Origin of the sequence: Nitrosomonas sp. HPC101, assembly GCF_009833125.1 — a bacterium.
Taxonomy (GTDB): Bacteria; Pseudomonadota; Gammaproteobacteria; order Burkholderiales; family Nitrosomonadaceae; genus Nitrosomonas.
On record NZ_QRCC01000017.1, the window covers coordinates 46,168 to 68,000 of the forward strand.

The 21,833-nt window shown below is 48.1% G+C and carries 20 protein-coding genes; 14 read left to right on the plus strand and 6 right to left on the minus strand.

Annotated elements, in window-relative coordinates; genetic code table 11:
* Nucleotides 1-119 precede the first annotated feature (119 nt).
* Entirely contained in the window at nt 120-1,511 is a 1,392-nt protein-coding gene (locus ABO04_RS11105) for a pitrilysin family protein (protein ID WP_160810727.1), read from the minus strand.
* A gap of 105 nt (nt 1,512-1,616) precedes the next feature.
* On the opposite strand from ABO04_RS11105, the gene ftsY reads away from it, so the two are divergent.
* From ftsY to ispD, 4 genes are read left to right on the plus strand one after another with little or no spacing between them, the layout of a single operon-like run.
* Nucleotides 1,617-2,615: a signal recognition particle-docking protein FtsY gene (gene ftsY / locus ABO04_RS11110; RefSeq protein ID WP_160810728.1), complete on the plus strand. Its 999-nt coding sequence runs from the start codon at nt 1,617-1,619 to the stop codon at nt 2,613-2,615.
* A gap of 37 nt (nt 2,616-2,652) precedes the next feature.
* Nucleotides 2,653-3,306 (plus strand): cell division ATP-binding protein FtsE, encoded by a 654-nt coding sequence (gene ftsE, locus ABO04_RS11115; protein ID WP_160810770.1) that lies wholly within the window; start codon nt 2,653-2,655, stop codon nt 3,304-3,306.
* Entirely contained in the window at nt 3,303-4,223 is a 921-nt protein-coding gene (ftsX, locus tag ABO04_RS11120) for a permease-like cell division protein FtsX (protein ID WP_160810729.1), read from the plus strand. Before ftsE ends, ftsX begins: the two co-directional genes overlap by 4 nt.
* A gap of 40 nt (nt 4,224-4,263) precedes the next feature.
* On the plus strand, nt 4,264-4,971 hold the full coding sequence (gene ispD / locus ABO04_RS11125; RefSeq protein WP_160810730.1) for a 2-C-methyl-D-erythritol 4-phosphate cytidylyltransferase: 708 nt from the start codon (nt 4,264-4,266) through the stop codon (nt 4,969-4,971).
* Between the two features lie 379 nt (nt 4,972-5,350).
* Here ispD and ABO04_RS11130 read toward each other — a convergent pair whose 3' ends face one another.
* From ABO04_RS11130 to ABO04_RS11150, 5 genes are all read right to left on the minus strand, one after another.
* Complete coding sequence (locus tag ABO04_RS11130) at nt 5,351-6,163, minus strand: methane monooxygenase/ammonia monooxygenase subunit C (protein WP_160810731.1); 813 nt, start codon at nt 6,161-6,163, stop codon at nt 5,351-5,353.
* 500 nt (nt 6,164-6,663) lie between these two features.
* Nucleotides 6,664-6,906, minus strand: coding sequence for a sulfurtransferase TusA family protein (locus ABO04_RS11135; RefSeq protein ID WP_160810732.1), 243 nt, complete (start codon nt 6,904-6,906; stop codon nt 6,664-6,666).
* 69 nt (nt 6,907-6,975) lie between these two features.
* Nucleotides 6,976-8,046, minus strand: coding sequence for a lipocalin-like domain-containing protein (locus tag ABO04_RS11140; RefSeq protein ID WP_160810733.1), 1,071 nt, complete (start codon nt 8,044-8,046; stop codon nt 6,976-6,978).
* The gene (locus tag ABO04_RS11145) at nt 8,046-10,598 is read right to left on the minus strand and encodes an ABC transporter permease (protein ID WP_160810734.1); all 2,553 of its coding nucleotides are present in this window, start codon (nt 10,596-10,598) and stop codon (nt 8,046-8,048) included. The genes ABO04_RS11140 and ABO04_RS11145 overlap by 1 nt, the downstream gene beginning before the upstream one ends.
* On the minus strand, nt 10,595-11,269 hold the full coding sequence (locus tag ABO04_RS11150) for an ABC transporter ATP-binding protein (protein WP_160810735.1): 675 nt from the start codon (nt 11,267-11,269) through the stop codon (nt 10,595-10,597). The genes ABO04_RS11145 and ABO04_RS11150 overlap by 4 nt, the downstream gene beginning before the upstream one ends.
* Before the next feature lie 31 nt (nt 11,270-11,300).
* On the opposite strand from ABO04_RS11150, the gene ABO04_RS11155 reads away from it, so the two are divergent.
* The 10 genes from ABO04_RS11155 to trpB all read left to right on the plus strand — a co-directional run bounded on the left by ABO04_RS11155 (nt 11,301) and on the right by trpB (nt 21,804).
* A complete protein-coding gene (locus tag ABO04_RS11155; protein ID WP_345853554.1) occupies nt 11,301-11,678 on the plus strand; it encodes a DUF488 domain-containing protein in 378 nt (125 codons plus the stop codon).
* 264 nt (nt 11,679-11,942) lie between these two features.
* Entirely contained in the window at nt 11,943-13,355 is a 1,413-nt protein-coding gene (leuC, locus tag ABO04_RS11160) for a 3-isopropylmalate dehydratase large subunit (protein ID WP_160810736.1), read from the plus strand.
* Between the two features lie 30 nt (nt 13,356-13,385).
* The gene (locus tag ABO04_RS11165) at nt 13,386-13,514 is read left to right on the plus strand and encodes an entericidin A/B family lipoprotein (protein WP_160810737.1); all 129 of its coding nucleotides are present in this window, start codon (nt 13,386-13,388) and stop codon (nt 13,512-13,514) included.
* A 5-nt stretch (nt 13,515-13,519) separates the two neighbouring features.
* The gene (gene leuD, locus ABO04_RS11170; protein ID WP_160810738.1) at nt 13,520-14,179 is read left to right on the plus strand and encodes a 3-isopropylmalate dehydratase small subunit; all 660 of its coding nucleotides are present in this window, start codon (nt 13,520-13,522) and stop codon (nt 14,177-14,179) included.
* 4 nt (nt 14,180-14,183) lie between these two features.
* Nucleotides 14,184-15,254, plus strand: coding sequence for a 3-isopropylmalate dehydrogenase (gene leuB, locus ABO04_RS11175; RefSeq protein ID WP_160810739.1), 1,071 nt, complete (start codon nt 14,184-14,186; stop codon nt 15,252-15,254).
* Between the two features lie 122 nt (nt 15,255-15,376).
* Complete coding sequence (gene asd / locus ABO04_RS11180) at nt 15,377-16,501, plus strand: aspartate-semialdehyde dehydrogenase (RefSeq protein ID WP_160810740.1); 1,125 nt, start codon at nt 15,377-15,379, stop codon at nt 16,499-16,501.
* Nucleotides 16,502-16,632: 131 nt separating this feature from the next.
* Nucleotides 16,633-19,035 carry a FimV/HubP family polar landmark protein gene (locus ABO04_RS11185; RefSeq protein WP_345853556.1) on the plus strand — a complete coding sequence of 801 codons (2,403 nt, stop codon included), beginning with the start codon at nt 16,633-16,635 and terminating at the stop codon, nt 19,033-19,035.
* 112 nt (nt 19,036-19,147) lie between these two features.
* A complete protein-coding gene (truA, locus tag ABO04_RS11190; RefSeq protein WP_160810741.1) occupies nt 19,148-19,981 on the plus strand; it encodes a tRNA pseudouridine(38-40) synthase TruA in 834 nt (277 codons plus the stop codon).
* A 10-nt stretch (nt 19,982-19,991) separates the two neighbouring features.
* A complete protein-coding gene (locus ABO04_RS11195; protein WP_160810742.1) occupies nt 19,992-20,618 on the plus strand; it encodes a phosphoribosylanthranilate isomerase in 627 nt (208 codons plus the stop codon).
* Nucleotides 20,605-21,804 carry a tryptophan synthase subunit beta gene (trpB, locus tag ABO04_RS11200; protein WP_345853558.1) on the plus strand — a complete coding sequence of 400 codons (1,200 nt, stop codon included), beginning with the start codon at nt 20,605-20,607 and terminating at the stop codon, nt 21,802-21,804. Before ABO04_RS11195 ends, trpB begins: the two co-directional genes overlap by 14 nt.
* Nucleotides 21,805-21,833 lie beyond the last annotated feature (29 nt).

Here is a 21,833-nt window from a genome sequence, read left to right on the forward strand (position 1 = left end):
ATCAGGGGTGTCGAAAGAGGATTAATTATTCACAGAAGCATGGTCTTGGAAATCGCAATGAACAACCTGCTGACATGATCACCTTTCTCCCTGATATTTCGTGAAAACCGAAGGAGGGGTTAGTGTTTTAGCTCGATGTGACTATGCAGGGGAGGGGCGGCTTCTGGTAGCGGTTGCGGATCCAGCACGGCTACAGTCAGCGAATCATCTACCAGATATTTTTCAGCGACATTCCTGATTTGTTCTGCCGTAACTGCCTGCAGTCGTTCCAGGATAATATCCGCATCCCGGTGAGATAATCCGGCGCTTTCCAGTCTACCAATCTGCATTGCCTGTGCAAAAGTGGAATCAAGTTGATAAGTACGGCTTGCTACGACTTGAGCCTTGACGCGCGCGAGTTCCTCCTGGGTGACTCCGGATTGGACGATTTTATCAATTTCCGTACGCATCGACTGTTCCAGCTCACTTACTGTCCTGTCCTCGCTGGGAGTTCCATCAATATAAAAAGTACCCGGACCTCGTTTAATGGCGCTATAGCCAGCATCTGCCGCAATAGCAACACGTGTTTCGCGTACCAGTGCTTTATTAAGTCTTGCTGCGGCATTGCCATCCAGTACTTCAGCCAGCAGAGTCAGTGCATAGGGTTCCCAGTCATTTCTTGGATCTTTAAGTACAGGGACCTTGTATATCATGATCAGATGTGGGAGTTTTGCAGGTGCCTTGACTACCAGTCGTTTGATCCCCATTTGAGGAGGCTCAGTTTGTGGCTTGCGTTCGGATAGAGGTAAAACTTCACCTGCACTGAATTTTCCATAATATTTTTTTGCCAGTGTGAGTACGTTCTCCGGATCGACATCACCCACTACTACCAGTACTGCGTTGTTGGGTGCATACCAGTGTTGATACCAGTTCTGGGTGTCACTCACTTGCATATGCTCCAGATCATTCATCCAACCGATAATCGGGCGGCGATAAGGGTGCGTTTGAAAGGCTGTCGCCATTAATTTTTCGTATAACAGTGCGTGTGCCTGATCATCCGTACGCAATCTTCTTTCCTCCATGACAACCTGGATTTCCTTTGAAAATTCTTCTTGTGTCAGCTGTAGATTGCGCATCCGATCGGATTCAAGTTCCATCGCCATCGGCAAATGACGCTGATGTAACTGTTGATAATAAGCAGTGTAGTCATTGCTGGTAAAAGCATTTTCCTTGCCGCCAACCGCCGCAATTCTTCTGGAAAATTCACCGGAGGGTGTATTGCTGGTTCCCTTGAACATCATGTGTTCAAGTGCGTGTGCTACGCCGGTGGTGCCATTGACTTCATCCACACTGCCAGCCTTGTACCAGACCTGCTGAATGACTACCGGCGAACGATGATCTTCCTTGATAATCAGTTTAAGGCCGTTATCAAGCAGATATTCGTGTGAATTGGCTGAAGCTGATAGTGGCGATGTTATTGCAATGCAAAAAAAAGCAATAAAGTGACTGAGGTAAAAAAGGCTGATTTTCATGTTGTACTGGAAATTGAACTGGCTTGGACCGGGTGATTACCATCACTCCGGCAAGTGGTTGATGGTATGATGTTTGTTTTCCTGAAACAGGAACAGCCTACCAGAATGTTTAGTATTTTTAAATCCAAAAAGAACTCTGACGAAAAAAATCCTGTTCAGGCTGAAGCCGGGTCAGTTAGTTTCACTGACAAGATCAGGCAAGGCTTGACACGTACGCGACAGCAGCTTGGCAAACAGCTATCTGGGTTGTTCGGTAGCAGGAAAATCGATGAGGACTTATACGAAGAGCTCGAAACTGTCCTGCTGACAGCGGATACCGGGATCGAAGCAACAAACTGGTTGCTGGAATCGCTGCGTACCCGCGTCAAACGGGACGCACTGGACGATTCAGGGCAACTTAAAATAGCTCTGCAAAATGCGTTGGTCGAATTGCTGCAGCCGCTGGAACAGCCTCTGATCACAACCGGGCATGCACCTTTTGTGATCATGATTGCTGGGGTAAACGGTGTTGGCAAAACCACGACCATCGGTAAGCTTGCTCATTATTTTCAGTCACAAGGACACTCCGTGCTGCTGGCCGCGGGCGATACTTTCCGTGCAGCAGCACAGGAGCAACTTAAGGTATGGGGAGAGCGCAATCAGATCACGGTGATATCCCAGGAAAGCAATTCGGATAAAAAGGGGGATCCGGCTGCCGTGATTTTCGATGCGGTCAATGCAGCTATTGCAAGAAAAATAGATGTTGTTCTGGCTGATACCGCTGGACGTTTGACGACCCAGCTTCACCTGATGGAAGAAATCAAAAAAATTAAGCGTGTCATTGCCAAAGCGATGCCTGATGCTCCGCATGAGGTGTTGTTAGTGCTGGATGCGAATACCGGTCAAAACGCTGTCAGTCAGCTAAAAGCCTTCAATGATGCTTTGGGTGTTACCGGTCTGATCATGACCAAGCTGGATGGAACTGCCAAAGGTGGGGTAATTGCTGCCATTGCTGCACAATTTGTGGATAAACCGCCTGCTCTGCGTTTCATCGGAGTGGGAGAAGGACTGGATGATCTAAGGCCTTTCAACGCCCGGGAATTTGCAGAAGCACTGTTTGATTAATATTATCTGTTTTATTTGAGTGACCGGTATGGCTGCAATGATCCGCTTCAATAATGTCAGCAAATTTTATCCTAGAGAGTATGAGGCACTCAAAAATATTACCTTGTCGATTGACCAGGGAGAATTGGTTTTCTTTTCCGGGCACTCAGGTGCTGGTAAAAGTACGCTCCTGAAATTGATCGTAGCCATAGAGCGCCCAACTTCCGGGGATATCTCGGTGGGGCAGCAAAATATTGGTTTGCTCAGACGCAGTGCTATCCCTTATTTGCGTCGGAATATCGGAATGATCTTTCAGGAACAGAAGATTCTGTACGATCGTAATGTTTTTGCCAACGTCATGCTACCGCTGCAAGTAACGGCGTTTGATACGAAAACCAGCGCTTCACGTGTGCGGGCAGCGCTGGATAAGGTGGGCCTGCTGAATAAAGAAAAAGCAGATCCAATTACCTTGTCAGGAGGTGAGAAGCAGCGGTTGTGCATTGCTCGTGCTGTGGTCCATCGTCCGACTGTCCTGATCGCCGATGAGCCTACTGCTAATCTTGATAGTGGTTATGCACGGGATATCATGGCTGTTTTCGAATCATTCAATCAGGTGGGTGTTACTGTCCTCATCTCGACACATGACACGATGTTGCTCGATACGACGCAACATCGTGTACTTGAGCTGGATCATGGAAAGCTGGTCGCATGAGTAGCTGGTTGTCCCAACACGGGTATGCGCTGATGCGCGCACTCAGGCAGCTGGCGGCTGCCCCTGTTACTAGTCTGCTGAGTATCATCGTTTTCAGTATTGTCCTGAGCTTACCTGCAGGTATTTTTATACTGCTGGAAAACTTGCGTGAAATATCCGGGCAGGCAACAGATACACAACAAATGACTATCATGCTGGATACGGTAGCTGGTCAGGCTGACATTGAACTGATCAATACCCAGCTGGAAAAAATGCCTGCAATTGAAGGTTTTCTGTTTATCTCAAAGGAAATTGCATTGCAGGAGCTGAAGCAGGAAAGTGGGATGGCGGAGGTAATACACAATCTTGGACAGAATCCACTGCCTGACGCCTTTGTAATCAATCTTGGGCACATGTCTGCCAATGAAATAGAAAAAACACAGGTCGTGGCGCAGAGTTGGCCCAAGGTCGCGCATGTATTGGTGGATACTGATTGGGTCAGAAAGCTGGATGCCATGCTTGAGGTGGGAAGGTTGGTCGTCATCATGCTGGCATCGTTGTTCGGCGCGGCGCTTGTCATCGTCATGTTTAATACCATTCGCCTGCAGATGCTGACAGGACGCGATGAGATTGAGTTATCCAAACTGATTGGTGCCACGGATGGCTATATCCGGCGGCCGTTTCTCTATTTTGGTACGATACAGGGGGTGGTGGGTGCTGCGCTCGCCTGGTTACTGCTTTATTTGGCAATTACCAAACTGAATGAAGCGCTATCTGAGCTGGCGAGGTTATATGCTACTACACTCACGCTCAACCATCTTTCCTGGAAGGATAGCCTGATTCTGCTGTTATTCTCCGGCACACTCGGATGGATTGGAGCGCGCTGGTCGGTTGCCCGGCATCTGTCACAAATTGACCATGAAAGCACCGTTTCCTGATAATTGTGAATTATCAATATCATGATTGCATGATTGTCGTATGGCAGAATTTATCGCATTGATTCCAGCAGCTGGCTCCGGTTCGCGCATGGGAGAAAATATTCCTAAACAATACCGGTTGCTGGCAGGTAAACCCATGATTTACCATGCACTACATACCTTGTGCAGTATCACCCGTATTTCTACTGTCTGTGTGGTGCTGGCACCGGATGATGCTGAATGGGCACGGCATGACTGGAATGAATTTTCCGGCAAGATCCAGATATTTAACTGTGGTGGGACGACTCGTGCGGAAAGTGTTACTAATGGATTGAGAGCACTGCGTGCCGGGAATTATGCGCAGGATCAGGACTGGATCCTGGTACATGATGCAGCGCGCCCGGGATTGAGTACGACTCTGGTCGAGCGATTGCTTAACCAACTTGAGGATGACGAAGTCGGTGGTCTGTTGGCGGTACCGCTGGCGGATACATTAAAGCGCGCGAGTGATACGGGGCGGGTAGTACGCACAGAGCCGAGAGAACAGTTGTGGCAGGCACAGACACCACAAATGTTTCGTACAAAACGGTTACTTGAAGCACTGGAAAAGGCCTCGGCAAGTATTACTGATGATGCTAGCGCAATAGAGGAATTAGGATACTCTCCCAAGCTGGTAGCAGGAGATGCTTATAACTTCAAAGTGACTTATCCGCAGGATATGGAACTGGCCGAACTGATTCTGCGAGAACGCATTGCAACGCGGAAATAATTTTTTCTATAAGCGAAAAATTTATTCTGGCCAACTGTCTGTTGCTCTCGTCAATCCTGAAATTTCCAGCTTTATATCAGGATATCCTGATGTTGCCTATGGTGCGGTGGTGGTTCATAGTAACTGCGAACAGCAGTTGATTTGCTCCACGCTGTCCGCAGCCTGCTTCGCAGAAAGTTCTGATTATCTGGCCAATGCCGTGCGGTGATTGATGCCAGTCATTTCTGAATATTATTTGGTTTAAGCGTATTAAACCTTCTGCCGATCTTGTTCAGGAAATTGAATGGCAACATCATGTTTCATTACAATAATCAGGGAAGGATAATATTCAGGCTATCTCTCTCAGCCCCCAAAATCCGGGGGCCTTGAATTTACCTGATTAAGGAGCGGTTACGACATCATCCAGTATGGCTCTGTCTTGTTTGTTCCACTCCACGTCAAGCAGATTGGAGAACCGCGCTATGATCTGAACAGCAAGTCCACCCTGGAACAGGGCAGCCCAAGCCAAGATCACAAAACCCCAGTGCAACGGTGCGCTAAAGAGCTCCTCCATAAACCAGAAGGCGTGCCCCCACTCATTCAGACCAACGTTAGGCAGGCTCATCAGCGGTCCTGCTACGGTCATAATCAGCGGAAATGACCATCCTTTATTATACAACGGCAGTCGGGTATTGGCGTAAATAATCATTGCCACCCCCATGATGATGTATACCGGGAATGAGCCATAAAACAAAGGAATATGGCTAGGAGTAAAACTGGTATCCCTGATAATCACCTGGTGCCATGAAGCGTCCTGCTCGGTAAAGAAGCTTGATCCCCAGTAAACTGCAAATATATAGACTCCAAGCCACATGAGGAAATAGAAGTAACGCTTTATTTCCTGCTTCGGAGTCAGACTGGCAAGCTGTTCCGCAGTATTGCGGGTTTTCAACAACCATCCCCATACGAAGAGCGCTATAAGGGGCAGGACAGCCATTTGAACGCGCCACAAGCCCATCCAGATACGGTCAAATTCCGGCTCCATCGAATCCATGCCATGAGAATAGGCGTATGTGCGTTGGAAATAGACCCACATTACAGCTACCGCCAGGATGGGCAGCAGACCGTATTTATAGTATTTGGCGTCAAACCATTCAGATTTGTCATAAGCCAGTTGTTGTGTAGCTTTGTCTTTTAATACATTTGTAGCCATAAAAATACTCCTTTTCGCGAAAATCGGAGTTTCCGTGGAAGCTCCTGATAAAACAGTTACCAGTCTGGTTTCAGTGTGAAATCTGATTTGGGACAACTCCGGGTTGTCGTGAAAATCTCTGTCAATTGAATCAACCTCATACAACACCCGGATTTCAAATCTTTCATGGCGAGCACCTCCTTTGTTTTAGTACAAAAATTACCTGTTTTCAGGTACTTATAAGAGCATATCTATAGGATAAAGTTCAACAACAAAACGCATGGATATATCACATAAATTTTTCGTTTATTTTCAATATATTTGCATACATTATTGTCAGTATAGCCGGTTACAGAGGGGAAGGGAAGGGAGGGAAAATTACAGCCATGTGGGCTGCATGTGAGCGGATCACCGTAGACGGTACCGTGTTTTTGTATGGCTTTTTATGGAGAATGGATTGGATTGAGTAGACAGGATAGTGGCTGTCATTTTAGATAAATATGTATCCTGGGACCTTGATGCTATCTTTTTTTTAGGTAAAACAGATACTCACCTGTGGCTTCAGATGAAGACAGCAGCTCATGTCCAGTCTGATCAGCAAATACCTGAAAATCAATTGTTGCACCCGGGTCGGTTGCCATGATTTTGAGCACTTGTCCGTGTGTCATTTCAGACAGGGATTTTTTTGTCCGGAGAATGGGCAGTGGACATACGAGTCCGCGTACATCCAACTCCTTGTCGAAGAATGTGTTATCCAGATTCATGTTGTTATTGTCTCGATCGGTAATATCCCATTCCTAATGGATTATTTGGATTTAATCTGTGTGCTGTTGTTACATCGTTAACAGCTGTATATAGCCGGTCAGTTCCATGTAGCCACGTCCGGCCGGTTGGCCATCACGTGTGAGCGTTACCGCACCTTCCCAGTAAACTGTCCCGGCAGAAGCACGTGAATCCAGTTCCTGATCATCCATCAAAGGTGCGATCTGCCACTCGGTTTCACCTGTCCGGATCCGGGTGGTGACTGGATAAACAGCCTGTGTACGAGCAGAGCGCCAAGTGCGAATCGGGTGAAAACTGACCTGATCCGGTGTGAGCGTCTGGACATGGCCGGATGCGTCACGCAAGACGGCATACGCCCAGATTTTACTGTCATCTTTTCCGCGTATCTGAAATGCCATCAATGCAGAACCATCATCGAGGCTCGCGCTGATCCAGTCCCAGCCAGCTGCATCCGGATCAAGATATTCACTCGACCATTCGCGGTCGAGCCAGGCGGTTCCGGTGACAGCTATATCCTTTCCCTGATAACTGACTGCGCCGCTTACTTGTAAATGTGGTTCGCTGTAATAATAGCTGGCTTGCGCTGCCTTTGGCCCCTTGCGCGAAAACCCATTTTCACCTTGCAGCAACAAGGGTTGTGAGGGTGTAAGTGATAATTTCATGGTGAAATCATCTGCCTTGATATCGGCCTGATAGCGGCCATCCGTCTCACGCAGAAAAGTCCAATGATCCAGTTTGACGTCGGTATTGCCGGTTTTGGCATATGCCAAACCGAATCCTGTGCGGGCAACTTTCTGGTCATGCAGTAGTTTACCGATTGCTGGATCAGATAGTGCCACATGCGCAATGATCAGTTGATCGGGGGAGAAGCGGCTGGAGTTATCGTTGTCGGTTTGGGTTGCCAAACGGAAGAACGTGATCTGGAAGCCCAGTGGGCGGTTTGCTGGTGTTTCCAACCAGCCAGTCACGTACCACCATTCGATCCGGAAGTCAGGGTGAGCGCCATGATCCTCTGGAAATTCGAATGTTTTACCCGGTACAACAGGAGCCAGTACTGGTGGAGCAGAAAGCAGTGTATTCTGAAAAAGCAGCCAGCCTAGTAAAATCCATAAATAGCGCATTATGAGTCCTCCCTGACCGCCCGGATGACATTGCCCGATACTGCGCGACGGCTGGTTGCATGTGCTGTCAATACAGCTGCGCCAAGTACCGCCAGCGCCATCAGCAGCAACCATGTCCAAGGCATGTGCAGCTGCATAGTCCAGTGAAAAGATTGCGGGTTGATAATAAAAATAAGGATCAGGCTGATACCTGTGCCCAATATGAATCCAGTGGCAACACCGAATCCGGCCAGCAATCCGCCTTCCAGTGTCAGCATGTGACGGATCTGTTGCTTGCTGAGCCCGATGTGGCGCAACATGCCAAGTTCCCTGATTCGAGTCAGCATTTGTGCCGAAAAACTGGCTGCCACCCCCATCAACCCTACACCAATCGCAACCAGTTCCAGCAAGTAGGTCACGGCGAAACTGCGATCAAATTGTTTCAGGGCAACTGCGCGAATCTGGCCGGTTTCCATAATTTCCAGCACATCCCCAAACGGTAGCGCTTTGAGAGCTGATACTGCTGTGTGAATGGTTATCCCGGGTTTTATCCATAACGCTGCATCGCTGGCATGGTTATCTCCGGTCAGTCTGCGGTAATCAGACAATTGCATCTGGATTGCACCGAATATACGACCGTAATCACGCCAGATTCCAGCGATGATGAATGTCTGTTCGGGATCGGTGGTGAAGGGGAGCGTTATCCGTTTACCAATTTTGAAACCATACAGATCAACCATCGCCTCTGATACCCAGATAGGTATCGTATCGGGTGGAATGTCATCAGATGGTAGTATGTTTTTTGTTAAAGGCAGCGTCAACCCGGGATCGTCCTGGTTGATCGGGCGTGCCAGCAGGGTAACATCCGGCCTGGCTGGATCGAGGGTGAGAGGGATCGAGCGGATGAAATCAGTACGCGCGATATCCGGATGAGTGGTAATGATTTGTTGTTCGTCAGGCGTAAAACCACGCGTATCCTGATGAGTGATGGGGTGCAGATAAAGATCAGCCGGCAGTACTTGTGCCAGCCAGTTATTGACTGATATGCGGAAGCTGGTCACCATGATTGCCATGGCTACCATCAGGCTGAAGCTAACCAGTATACCGCCCAGTGCAATGGCTGCCAGGCCAGATGCATTTGAGAGCCGAGTGATTGCCAGTGTATATAGAATGTTTGACTTGCTTGAATTGAGTGTGCGTAAGAGCGTGGAGAAAAGTAATCCGCACAGGTACGGCAGTGCAGCCATGCTGCCTGTTAGCAGCAGAGCGATGGCGAGATAGCCAAATATGGGTAGGTCATCGATCGGTGGCAATCCTGTGAAAATGACACCCACCAATAGACATGCAGCGGCCAGCCGAGGTACTCGCAGTGCCGCCAGCACAGTGTATTCACTGCCGGATTTAAGTGCAGATGCAGGATGTGCATGAGCGGCTTCCCATGCAGGTAACAGGCTACCCAGCACCGTGACACCGATTCCCAGTAAAAAATAAAGTACGGCAGCCAGAGGATCAGGATGTAACTGCGGCTTCAGTCCCGGGAAAAGACCAGCACCCAGATCCGCACCGAGATGATGGAGTGCCATGGTTGCCAGCAAATATCCTAATGCTAGCCCCAGGAGTGATCCCAGTACGCCGAGCAATCCGTTTTCCAGTAAGAGCTGATACAGAAGCTGACGGCGGGTCATGCCTAGCACGCGCAGCAGAGCAAACTGTGATCGCCGCCGAATGGTGGACAGGATCTGACTGGAGAAAATAAGGAATGCACCAGTAAACAGTGCGACCAGTGCCAGAATACTCAGGTTGACGCGGTAGGCGCGTGACATGTTGTGGGCACGCATATCATCATCCTGACTTTCAGTCAGCAGGTAAGAAGTACCCAGTTTTTTGCTCAGCATTTCCTGGAATGCAGTGTGGTTAGCGCCCTGCTGTAGTTTTAGCTCGATGCGTGAAAGCTGGCCGAGTTGGTCGAAACGCCACTGTGCTGCACCTATATCCATAACAGCAATGCGCTGACCGGTATGCGCACGCGCCAATCCACCTGCCACGCGCAATGTGATCTGCTTTGTTCCCATGCTGACCTCGATCGACTCTCCTTGCTTGACTGACAGCCATTCCATCGCTGCAGGAGACAGAAAGACAGCATCGTCGGCCAGTGCATCCATTGGATTATCCTCTGCAGGCACACCCAGCAGATCGGGCGTGACGCTGAGCGCACGAAACATATCCAGCCCCAGAATCTTGAGAACAGGGTTGTGCATAGTCTCTGCCCTGGTGGGTATGCCAACCGTGATTTCCAGTACCGGGCTGGCCTGTACTACCTCTTCATACTGCATGAGAGTTGGGTAGAGGGATTCGTCGAATGTGGGGCGCAGTGCGCGTACTGTCAAATCGGACGTGCCGGAAAGGCTGCGGGTAGCTGCAGAGAATTCACTGACTGCCGCGGTGTTGATCAGATGAATAGTAAATCCCAGCGCCACTCCGAACATAATGGCCAGCACGGCTATAATGGATTGCAAACGGTGCGAATGCCATTCGCCTTGCAGCAGCCAGCGAATGAGCAAGATCGGATTCATTGTCGATTTTCCAGAGAGACTGGAGCCAGACCATGCCTGTTCAGCAGCAGGATTTTGTCCGCTGTTTCGGCGGCCGGGCGCGAGTGCGTGACGATAATGGCGGAAGCCTGGTTGGCCTTGATTTCAGAGCGGATCAGTTGCAGGATCTCTCGTGAAGTATCCTGATCAAGATTGCCAGTAGGTTCATCCGCCAGAATCAGACGAGGGCGATGTACCAGCGCACGGGCAATTGCTACCCGCTGCAATTCACCTCCCGACAATTGATGAGGGAAATCTCGTTCTCTCCCCTGCAAACCCACGGATGCCAGCATGATTGATGCGCGATCAAGTGGTAGATGGTTGAGCAGCAACGGCAGCGAAACATTTTGCAGCAATGTCAGATGGGGTAGCACGTGAAATGCCTGGAAAATGAATCCCAGATACTTGCGCCGCAGGCTGGTTGCTGCTTCATCCTCCACCGGCAGGTACTTGCCCTCAATCCTGATTTCACCACTGTCGGGGCTATCCAGCCCGGCGATCAGATTCAACAAAGTTGATTTTCCTACCCCGGAATCACCCATGATTGCGACATATTCCCCAGCTGAGAGACTGTAGGATAAGCCGGACAATACCTTCCGATCCGAGTAGGATTTGTTGATGTCACTTAACTCTAAAACAGGTAAATGGCTCATGGCGAATATTATATAGTTTATAGTGAATGGCATGATTAAAGCATGCGAGGTTTTTAGCGAGATGGATATTCAGATCAAAAGAGCTTATGAAGCGGCTGACCCTGCGGACGGCTGTCGTATCCTGGTGGATCGGCTCTGGCCGCGCGGGCGGACCAAAGAGCAGGTGGCGTGTGACCTGTGGCTGAAGGAAATCGCACCAACAGCTGATTTACGCAAATGGTTCAATCATGATCATGCAAAGTGGATGGAATTCCAGCAACGTTATCGTGACGAACTCTCTGCCAATCCTGAAGTGAAGGAGTTGCTGGACAGAGCGCGCACAGGACGGCTGACGCTGCTTTACGGGGCACATGATTCTGAATGTAATCAGGCTGTGGTGTTGCGGGATTATCTGCTGGCGCAGCATTAACAACATCTGGGTTCCGCTTGCTTGAATAACCTGGAGTTTTCCAAAGACATGCTGGAAAATTTGCTGTCAGGAAATTTTTATTAATCCTGGAATTTGTTACTCAAACAGGCTTTATGGGATAATCCCGGAAACTACAGCTGGTCGCTTGTCAATCCTTGATAACCCTGATAGATAATGCATTTTCTGCCTTCGCTCATGCCAATTTGGCAGGCAAAATCGCTACGTGTCCATGATATCTGTCAAAACAAGTAATCCTAATGAAAAATGAAAACGTTATACGATAAGCTTTGGGACAGTCATGTTGTCCATACCGAATCGGATGACCCGAATGGCATGGTGATACTGTACATTGATCGCCATTTAGTACATGAGGTTACCAGCCCTCAGGCTTTTGAAAGCTTGAAGCTGGCCGGACGCACTCCCTGGCGTACTGATTCTATTTTGGCGGTGGCGGATCATAACGTTCCTACGACCGACCGGAGCAGTGGTATCAAAGACCCGATATCTCGTCTACAGGTCGAAACCTTGAATCAGAATTGCGAAGAATTCCTCATTACTGAGTTTAAAATGGATGATGAGCGTCAGGGAATCGTGCACGTAATCGGGCCGGAACAAGGCGCAACGTTGCCCGGCATGACGGTCGTATGCGGAGATTCTCATACCAGTACTCATGGGGCATTTGCGTGCCTGGCGTTCGGAATTGGCACTTCCGAAGTCGAGCATGTTCTGGCGACACAATGTCTGATTACCCGGAAATCCAAAACAATGCTGGTCAAAGTTGAGGGAGATCTGGGCCATGGTGTAACCGCTAAGGATATCGCGCTGGCTGTCATTGGTGAAATAGGCACAGCCGGAGGTACGGGTTATGCCATTGAATTTGCCGGTAATGCAATACGATCACTTTCCATGGAAGGTCGAATGACACTTTGTAATATGGCGATTGAGGCAGGTGCGCGTGCAGGGATGGTGGGTGTGGATAATGTCACGATTGATTATATTAAGGGGAGACCTTTTGCACCTCGGGAAGATTTATGGGATCAGGCAGTTGCATACTGGCGTACATTGAAAAGTGATGCAGGCGCTGTTTTTGATCGCGTTATGGAATTCAAGGCGGAAAATATTAAACCTCAGGTAACTTGGGGAACTTCACCGGAAATGGTAACCACGATCGATGGATATGTGCCTGATCCTGCGGATATCAGCGATCCAGTTAAGCGCCACAATGTTGAACATGCGCTGGAATATATGGGGCTTAAGCCGAAAACGCCTATCCAGGATATAGCACTGGATAAAATATTTATTGGCTCCTGTACGAACTCCCGCATAGAAGATTTGCGTGCAGCTGCGGAAATTGTCAAAGGAAAACAGATTGCCCCTAATATCAGGCTGGCTATGGTGGTTCCGGGTTCCGGTCTGGTCAAATCGATGGCGGAGAAAGAGGGGCTGGATAGAATTTTTCAAGCAGCTGGATTTGAATGGCGTGAACCTGGGTGCTCCATGTGTTTGGCAATGAACGATGACAGATTATTGCCCGGGGAGCGTTGCGCTTCAACTTCCAATCGAAATTTTGAAGGTCGACAAGGTCCCGGTGGCCGAACGCATCTGGTCAGTCCATCCATGGCTGCGGCGGCTGCTATATCCGGTCATTTCGTTGATGTACGCTCTTTTGCTCATTAAACAGAATTTTTATTTTTATAGGAGATTGGAATGAAAGCGCTGTTCACATCATTTTTATTGCTGATAGTTACTGCTCAGCTGATAGCCTGTAATACGATACAAGGATTGGGTAAGGATGTTCAGCGTGGTGGCGAAGCTATTGAAAAAACTGCCAAATAAATGGAATGAAAAAATTTGAACAGCTTCGGGGAATAGTTGCACCGCTGGATCGTGCCAATGTTGATACCGATGCGATTATTCCCAAGCAATTTCTGAAGTCAATCAAACGGTCAGGTTTTGGCCAGAATCTGTTCGACGAATGGCGTTATCTTGATTATGGTGAGCCAGGCAAGGATACTGCATTGCGTCAACTGAATCCGGATTTCATACTTAACCAGCCGTGCTATCAGGGAGCCAGGATTCTTGTTGCGCGCGATAATTTTGGCTGTGGATCCAGTCGGGAGCACGCTCCCTGGGCTTTGCAGGATTATGGCTTCGCTGTCATTATTGCACCAAGCTTTGCCGATATTTTTTACAACAATTGCTTCAAGATTGGCTTGTTACCAATCGTGCTGGAAGCGTCTATTGTCGACAGGCTGATCAAGGATGCTCTGACAGTGGACGGTTATCAGCTGGAAATCAATCTGGAGGCACAAACCGTAGCAATTCCGTCTGGTGAAGTTTATCGGTTTGAGGTTGATCCTTTTCGCAAACATTGCCTGCTGAATGGATTGGATGAAATTGGCCTGACTTTGCAGCATGCCGATAAAATCAGAGAATTTGAAATGAAGCGTAGAAATGAGCAACCTTGGTTGTTTTTACAGCAAAAAATGAAGGCAGGTTGAGCAGATGAAAATTGCGTTACTTGCTGGCGATGGGATTGGTCCTGAAATCGTAGCTCAGGCTGAGCGGGTATTGCGTTACTTCCAGGAGGAGGGTTTGCAGATTGAGCTGGAATCCGGTTTGCTGGGTGGGTGTGCCGTGGATGCCACAGGTGATCCCTTCCCGGAAGCAACGCGCAAACTGTCCATTGACGCTGATGCCATATTACTTGGAGCAGTAGGCGGAATCCAGTACGACAGTCTGCCGCGTGAAAAGCGGCCGGAGCAGGGATTGCTGGCTATTCGGAAGGAACTTAACCTGTTTGCCAATCTGCGGCCGGTGGTACTGTATCCGCAGCTGGCAAATGCTTCGACACTGAAACCGGAAGTTGTCGCCGGACTGGACATTCTGATTGTGCGTGAGTTGACCGGTGATATCTATTTCGGAAAACCACGCGGGATCGAATACCGGGACGGACAGAAAGTGGGTTTTAATACGATGATTTATTCCGAGTCGGAAATCAGGCGCATTGCCCATGTTGCATTTCAGGCAGCGCGCAGGCGAAGTGGCAGGTTATGCTCGGTGGATAAAATGAACGTTCTGGAATGTACGCAATTATGGCGTGACATAGTAACGGAAACTGCACCAGCATATCCGGATATCACGCTTTCGCATATGCTGGTGGATAATGCGGCAATGCAGCTGGTGCGTAACCCTAGGCAATTTGATGTGATTGTTACGGGTAATATGTTTGGCGATATTTTATCGGATGAAGCATCCATGCTAACGGGCTCAATCGGCATGTTGCCATCAGCTTCTCTGGATGATCGAAACAAGGGTCTGTATGAACCTATCCATGGATCTGCGCCAGATATCGCCGGTAAGAACATTGCCAATCCGCTGGCGACTATTTTGTCCGCGGCGATGATGCTGCGTTATTCTTTCAATGAAGAAACAGCCGCATCTCGAATCGAGAATGCTGTCCAGAAAACGCTGGAACAGGGGTATCGTACCGAAGATATTTTTGAAACAGGTTTGAAGGAAACAGGTACCACCGGAATGGGAGATAGGGTTTTGGCAAACTTGCAATCCCAGTAATCTTTCATTTCCGTTTATCAGCCTGTTTTACCTTTTTTGATTTTCAGATCATACGCCGGATTGTAAGCTGAAGGCTATGACACAATATATACAATTTTTTTGCAAAAGGCTGAGTGAATTACATGAAACGGGTCGGATTTGTCGGATGGCGAGGTATGGTAGGTTCCGTTCTTATGCAACGGATGCGTGAAGAAGATGATTTTTCACTTATCGAACCTGTATTTTTTTCGACTTCCCAGGCAGGTGGGAAAGGTCCGGATGTTGGTCGGGATACGGGATTGCTCAAAGATGCGTACGACATTGCTGCACTGCAGAAAATGGACATTATAATTTCCTGTCAGGGAGGAGATTACACCAACGACATTTTTGGGAAACTTCGTGAATCAGGGTGGCGGGGTTACTGGATTGATGCTGCTTCTGCTCTGAGGATGAATGATGATGCCATTATTATTCTTGACCCTGTCAACCGTTCTGTTATTAACGAGGCGTTGAATAAAGGTATCAAAAACTATGTTGGTGGTAATTGTACGGTCAGTCTGATGCTGATGGCTGTGGGGGGCTTGTTTGATCAGGATATGGTTGAGTGGGCGAGTATTATGACCTACCAGGCGGCCTCGGGAGCCGGTGCCCAAAACATGCGTGAATTACTGCAGCAAATGGGGGAAACCCATAAGGTTGCAAAGGATTTACTGGATGACCCTGCTTCCAGTATCTTGGATATTGATCGCAAAATTGTTGAAAAAATGCGTAGTGAAGAGTTTCCGGCTCAAAATTTCGGTGCCCCGCTGGCAGGAAGCCTGATTCCCTGGATTGATCGCGAGATGGCACACGGACAAAGTCGAGAAGAATGGAAGGGACAGGCTGAAACCAATAAAATTCTCGGACATGCTGACCATCCGGTACCGGTTGATGGAATTTGTGTGCGCGTTGGAGCCATGCGTTGCCACAGTCAGGCGCTGACGATTAAATTGAAGAAAGATGTTCCACTGGAAAAGATCGAAGAAATCATCGCAACGTCTAATAAGTGGGTTCATGTGATTCCTAACGAAAGGGAAATCACCACTAGGGAACTTACTCCGGTTGCAGTAACCGGGAAACTCGATATTCATGTTGGCCGCATACGCAAATTGAATATGGGAAGTGAATATCTCTCTGTTTTCACAGTGGGAGATCAATTATTATGGGGCGCGGCCGAACCACTGCGCCGGATGTTGCGCATTCTGGTCGAAGAAGACAGGGCTGCATAAATCGAGGAATTCATATTTTCTCTAATTTCAGGCTGTTATTGCGGCAGACAGGTTGATCTTTGCTTTCTGATATTGATTGCCATCCGTGATGTTTATACCAAAGAGTTCGGATAACGACGAAGGATATTTGTGTGAAAATAATTGATCTCAGATCAAAAGGTGTTTCTCTTGACGTTTTATCCAAAACATTTTTGATTGTCACTCTTGTATCTGCCTGGGTGGTTCAGGCCGCTGGTTTGGGAAAGTTGACCGTGAGCTCATATCTTGGACAGCCTCTCAATGCAGAAATAGCACTGGAATCTGTAGCAAATAAAGAAATTGATTCGCTGTCTGCCCGACTGGCTTCACCTGAAGCTTTTCAAAAGGCAGGTGTCAATCTGGTCCCCTATCACGCGACATTGTCTGTGTCTGTGGAAAAACGAACAGATGGACGTCCCTATATCCGTATCCGTTCGCCACAAGCGATCAATGAACCTTTCCTCAACTTACTCGTTGAGCTTAACTCTTCATCGGGGCATCTGTTGCGTGAATATAACGTACTGCTCGATCCTGCTGAAGCACAAAAAACAGCGACAACTGCGCCGGCGGTACCGCTGCTGGGCAAGGATAAAACAGAAAATCCTGCGATGTCGGTGTCTGTAGCACCCCAATTATCTGCTGAAACTGAAAAAGAACTTCCAGCGAAACTTTCCGTTCAGGCGGGTGGTATATATGGCCCGGTTATTCGGGGGGATACTTTGAGCAGGATTGCGCGACAAATCTCGTCTGACAGCGTTAATCTCAACCAGATGCTGGTTGCGTTGTACCGTGCCAATCGTGATGCTTTTCTTGAAAGAAATATGAATTTGCTTAAGGTAGGCGTCATTCTGCGTATTCCTGATGAAGGTGAAGTTTCGTCTGTCACTATTAAGGAAGCTGCTCGTGAAGTGGCTGTGCAGAAAGAGGATTGGAATAATTATCGGCAGAGGATTGCAGAGTTGGCTACTGATACTTCTGAGAAATCCGGGCTGAAACAATCTCAAGCAGGGAAGATTACAACGATTTTCGAAGTACCTTCTATCGAAGGATCAGGCAAGCCCGAAGAGGTTCTGATTCTTTCAAAGGGGGAATTGCTTGGCGATAACCGTCCGTCTGTCGAGAGGGCTGAAGACAGGATTGCCCAGAATTACTTGTACATGATGGAAGAGGATGCGATTGCGAAAGAACGTGCTTTGCAGGAAGCAAATGAGCGCGTGGCCATTTTGGAGCAGAATGTTGCAAAATTACAGCGTTTGCTTGAATTAAAAGGTTCGACTTCTGAAGGAAAAGCCGGAATTGAACCGGATCATGCGCAACCTATACCCAGCTTGCAAGCAATTTCGATTCCAGGCAATCAACAGGCCGGTGTTGCCGCTGTAGAGGGGTCGACTGGAGCTCTTGGGCCTGGTGTTGCAATCCCGGAAAATCCCACCTCTCCGATTACTATTCCAACCCAGCCGGTTAAGCCGATTTCATTGCCTGAATTACTTCAGCCCGCCAGTTCTGAATCTGATGATGAACCTGCTTGGATGGGTACGCTGCTGCAACTTACAGATGGAAATAGCATATGGATTGCCGCAGGACTGGGAGCATTGCTGGCGACTGCATTGGGTGTATCTGTAATTCGTCGTAAAAAAGCATTGTCCGATGATTCGGATTTTTCTGACATATATGATTACACTGAGAAAGATGATGAACCTGTACCCGCAACACTGACTGAGATCACATCTATTGATGCAGATAGCATGAAAAAGCTGGATGAAGAACTGATTCAGCGTACTGCCGGTACATCAGAATCAAGTGATTCCGGTTTTACTGATACTGCTGACAATCGTACTACTGACGTCGACCCTGGCTTGTTTTTCGGGAGTAAACAGGATGAAAAGGCAATTGAACCTCTCTTTTTCACCAGGAGTTCTGTCAGTCGAACGGATGCAAAAGATAGTTCGATATTTGGTGAATCAAATGGGCTGGATCATACAACAAAACCTAATCATCCTGGATACCAGAAGGAAACTTTCACCAACGACACTGAAGAAGCGATTGAGCGCGCGGAAAGGGATACAGGTGAACAATGGATTTTTACGGCCGACAATGATGATCTTGGAAAAAAATCCGATGAGGTGCAGGTACAAGGTGATATTGAAGCGCATGCATTCGCTCATGATGAGGAACATCAAATTGATTTTGATCTGAAATTACCTGAAAAAACAGAGTCAAGCCAGGAACCTCGTACAACGAATGAATTGTATGGACTGAGCTCCAGTCTGGCAAATATTGATCTTGATCTTGGAGATAAATCAGGTACAGAGTCACAAGCCGTGCATGAAAATCCTGAAACTGATATAGATATAAATATGCAATGGCGGGAAGTCGCGACCAAGCTTGATCTGGCCAGAGCTTATCTCGAAATGGATGATCATGAAGGTGCCAGAGACATTCTTGAAGAAGTGTTGCGTGAAGGTGATGATGAACAACAATCTGCAGCCAGTTCCATGCTGGATGAAATTGGATAATTACAAAATATCGTGATCTTGCAGTTGTGATTTTGTTGTATCACCAGTTTTATATTTCCGTGTTTATTGCAAAGTTACTTGCGAGGGATCAAGTATTTCTTGATAGAGATCTGTGAAGATCGTCCTGATGCTGGAATATGATGGCCGCGATTATTGCGGCTGGCAAAAGCAACCCGATCGCATCTCTATTCAATCCCAATTGGAAAGCGCTTTGTCGCGCGTAGCAAATAGCCGAATACAAGTTGTTGCGGCAGGGCGAACAGATGCAGGTGTACATGCACTGTACCAGATTGTGCATTTTGAAACGCGTGTTACGCGACCTATAACAGCATGGGTAAGAGGGACTAACGCACTGTTGCCTGATGATATTTCGGTGTTGTGGGCTTCAGAAATTGATGATGATTTTCATGCCCGGTTCAGTGCAATCGAACGCACCTATTTGTACTATCTGCTGAGTCGACCTGCTCGCCCTGGAATTTTCCATGGGAAGATAGGGTGGACTCACTATGTGCTTGATCTTGAAAAAATGCAGGTGGCCGCAAAATTCCTGCTCGGTGAGCATGATTTTAGTGCATTTCGTTCAGCAGAGTGTCAGGCAAGGAGTGCTGTACGAAAACTCATCAGGCTGAATATCAGCCAAAATAAGCAAATTTTTGTTTTTGAATTTTGCGCCAATGCATTTTTGCATCATATGGTTCGAAATATTCTCGGGGGACTGATTTATATTGGTCAGGGAAAGCACCCTCCCGAATGGATACACATGCTTCTGGCGCAGCGGGATCGTACCCTTGCTGCGCCAACATTTGCACCTGACGGGTTGTATCTGTCTGGTGTCCGATACGATTCCCAATGGAACTTGCCTGCTTTTAGCGTAATCCGGCCAGAGAACGTTATAGAAATAGTGACGGGCTTTAAATATTCAGAAAATCAGGTCAATCTGCGTTAAAGGAGACTGGATGCGCATCCGTGTAAAAATATGCGGTATTACCCGTTTGGAAGATGCGATGACGGCTGTGCATCATGGAGTGGATGCTGTCGGCTTTATTTTATGGTCTAAGAGCGAACGATATATCTCGCCGGAGGAAGTTGGCCAGATTGTGAGGTACCTGCCTCCATTTGTGCAGGCTGTAGGGGTGTTTGTGAACCCTGACAAATCCTGGGTAGAGGTAGCCAGTGTGGCGGCTGGGTTTGATCTTTTGCAATTTCATGGTGATGAATCTCCGGATTTTTGTAGTCAGTTTCACTTGCCGTACATCAAAGCTGTTCGTGTCCGGAGCGGATTGGATTTGCTACAATACGCGCAGTGTTATGAAGGCTCCAAAGGATTGCTGCTGGATACTTATACAGAGGAAAAACCAGGTGGGACAGGCCATATTTTTGACTGGAAGCTGATTCCATCGGAGTTGTCGTTACCCTGGATACTCTCTGGCGGTCTTCATTCAGACAATATTGTCAATGCAATTAAACAGACCCATCCATTGGCGGTTGATGTTTCAAGCGGTGTTGAAGCCGCCAAGGGCATAAAGGATGCGAACAAAATTTCTGCTTTCATGCAAGGAGTGAGATCTTGTGAAAATATATGATCTTCCCGATAAATGTGGCCATTTTGGCCCATATGGCGGTACATTTGTGGCTGAAACTCTGATTTCAGCCTTGGATGAGCTGCGCAGGCAATACGAATACTATCGTGGTGATGCCGAGTTTCAAACGGAATTCTTTCGTGAGCTTAAACATTATGTTGGCCGTCCCAGTCCTATTTATCACGCCAGGCGCTGGTCAGATCATCTGGGAGGGGCACAAATCCTGCTGAAGCGTGAGGATCTTAACCATACGGGTGCACATAAAATTAACAACACAGTTGGCCAGGCACTGCTTGCAAGGCGTATGGAGAAGAGCCGTATCATTGCTGAAACAGGTGCCGGTCAACATGGGGTAGCCAGTGCCACTGTAGCTGCCCGCTATGGCATGGAATGCGTTGTTTACATGGGATCTGAAGACGTCAGGCGCCAGGCAACCAATGTTTACCGCATGAAGTTGCTCGGGGCCACCGTCATACCGGTTGATTCAGGTTCGCGCACACTGAAAGATGCATTGAATGAGGCTATGCGTGACTGGGTAACCAATGTTGGCAACACTTACTACATCATTGGTACTGTTGCGGGACCACATCCTTATCCGATGATGGTCAGGGATTTCCAGGCGGTAATCGGAAATGAAGCCAAGCAACAAATGCAGGAAGAATATGGCAGACAACCGGATGCGCTGATTGCGTGTGTAGGAGGTGGTTCAAATGCCATTGGCCTGTTTTATCCTTATATTGGCGAAGAAAATGTCCGGATGATCGGTGTGGAAGCTGCAGGCAAGGGGGTTGATACGCAAAAGCATGCTGCTACCCTGGTAACTGGCCGGCCAGGTGTTCTACATGGCAATCGTACCTATCTGATTCAGGATGAAAATGGTCAGATCATTGAAACCCATTCAATTTCCGCCGGCCTGGACTATCCGGGAGTAGGTCCAGAGCATGCGTGGCTTAAGGATTGTGGTCGTGCCGAATATGTCGCTGCAACGGATGATGAAGCATTGGCTGCATTTCATGCCTTGTGTCGATTTGAAGGAATTATGCCGGCTTTGGAATCCAGTCACGCTTTAGCTTATGCGGCCAAGCTTGCACCAACACTGAGAAAAGACCAGCTGCTCCTGGTGAATTTGTCGGGTCGCGGGGATAAAGATATGGCAACGGTCGCACAGCAATCAGGTATTTCGCTTTAACCGGATATCCCTGGTAGATCTCGTTATGT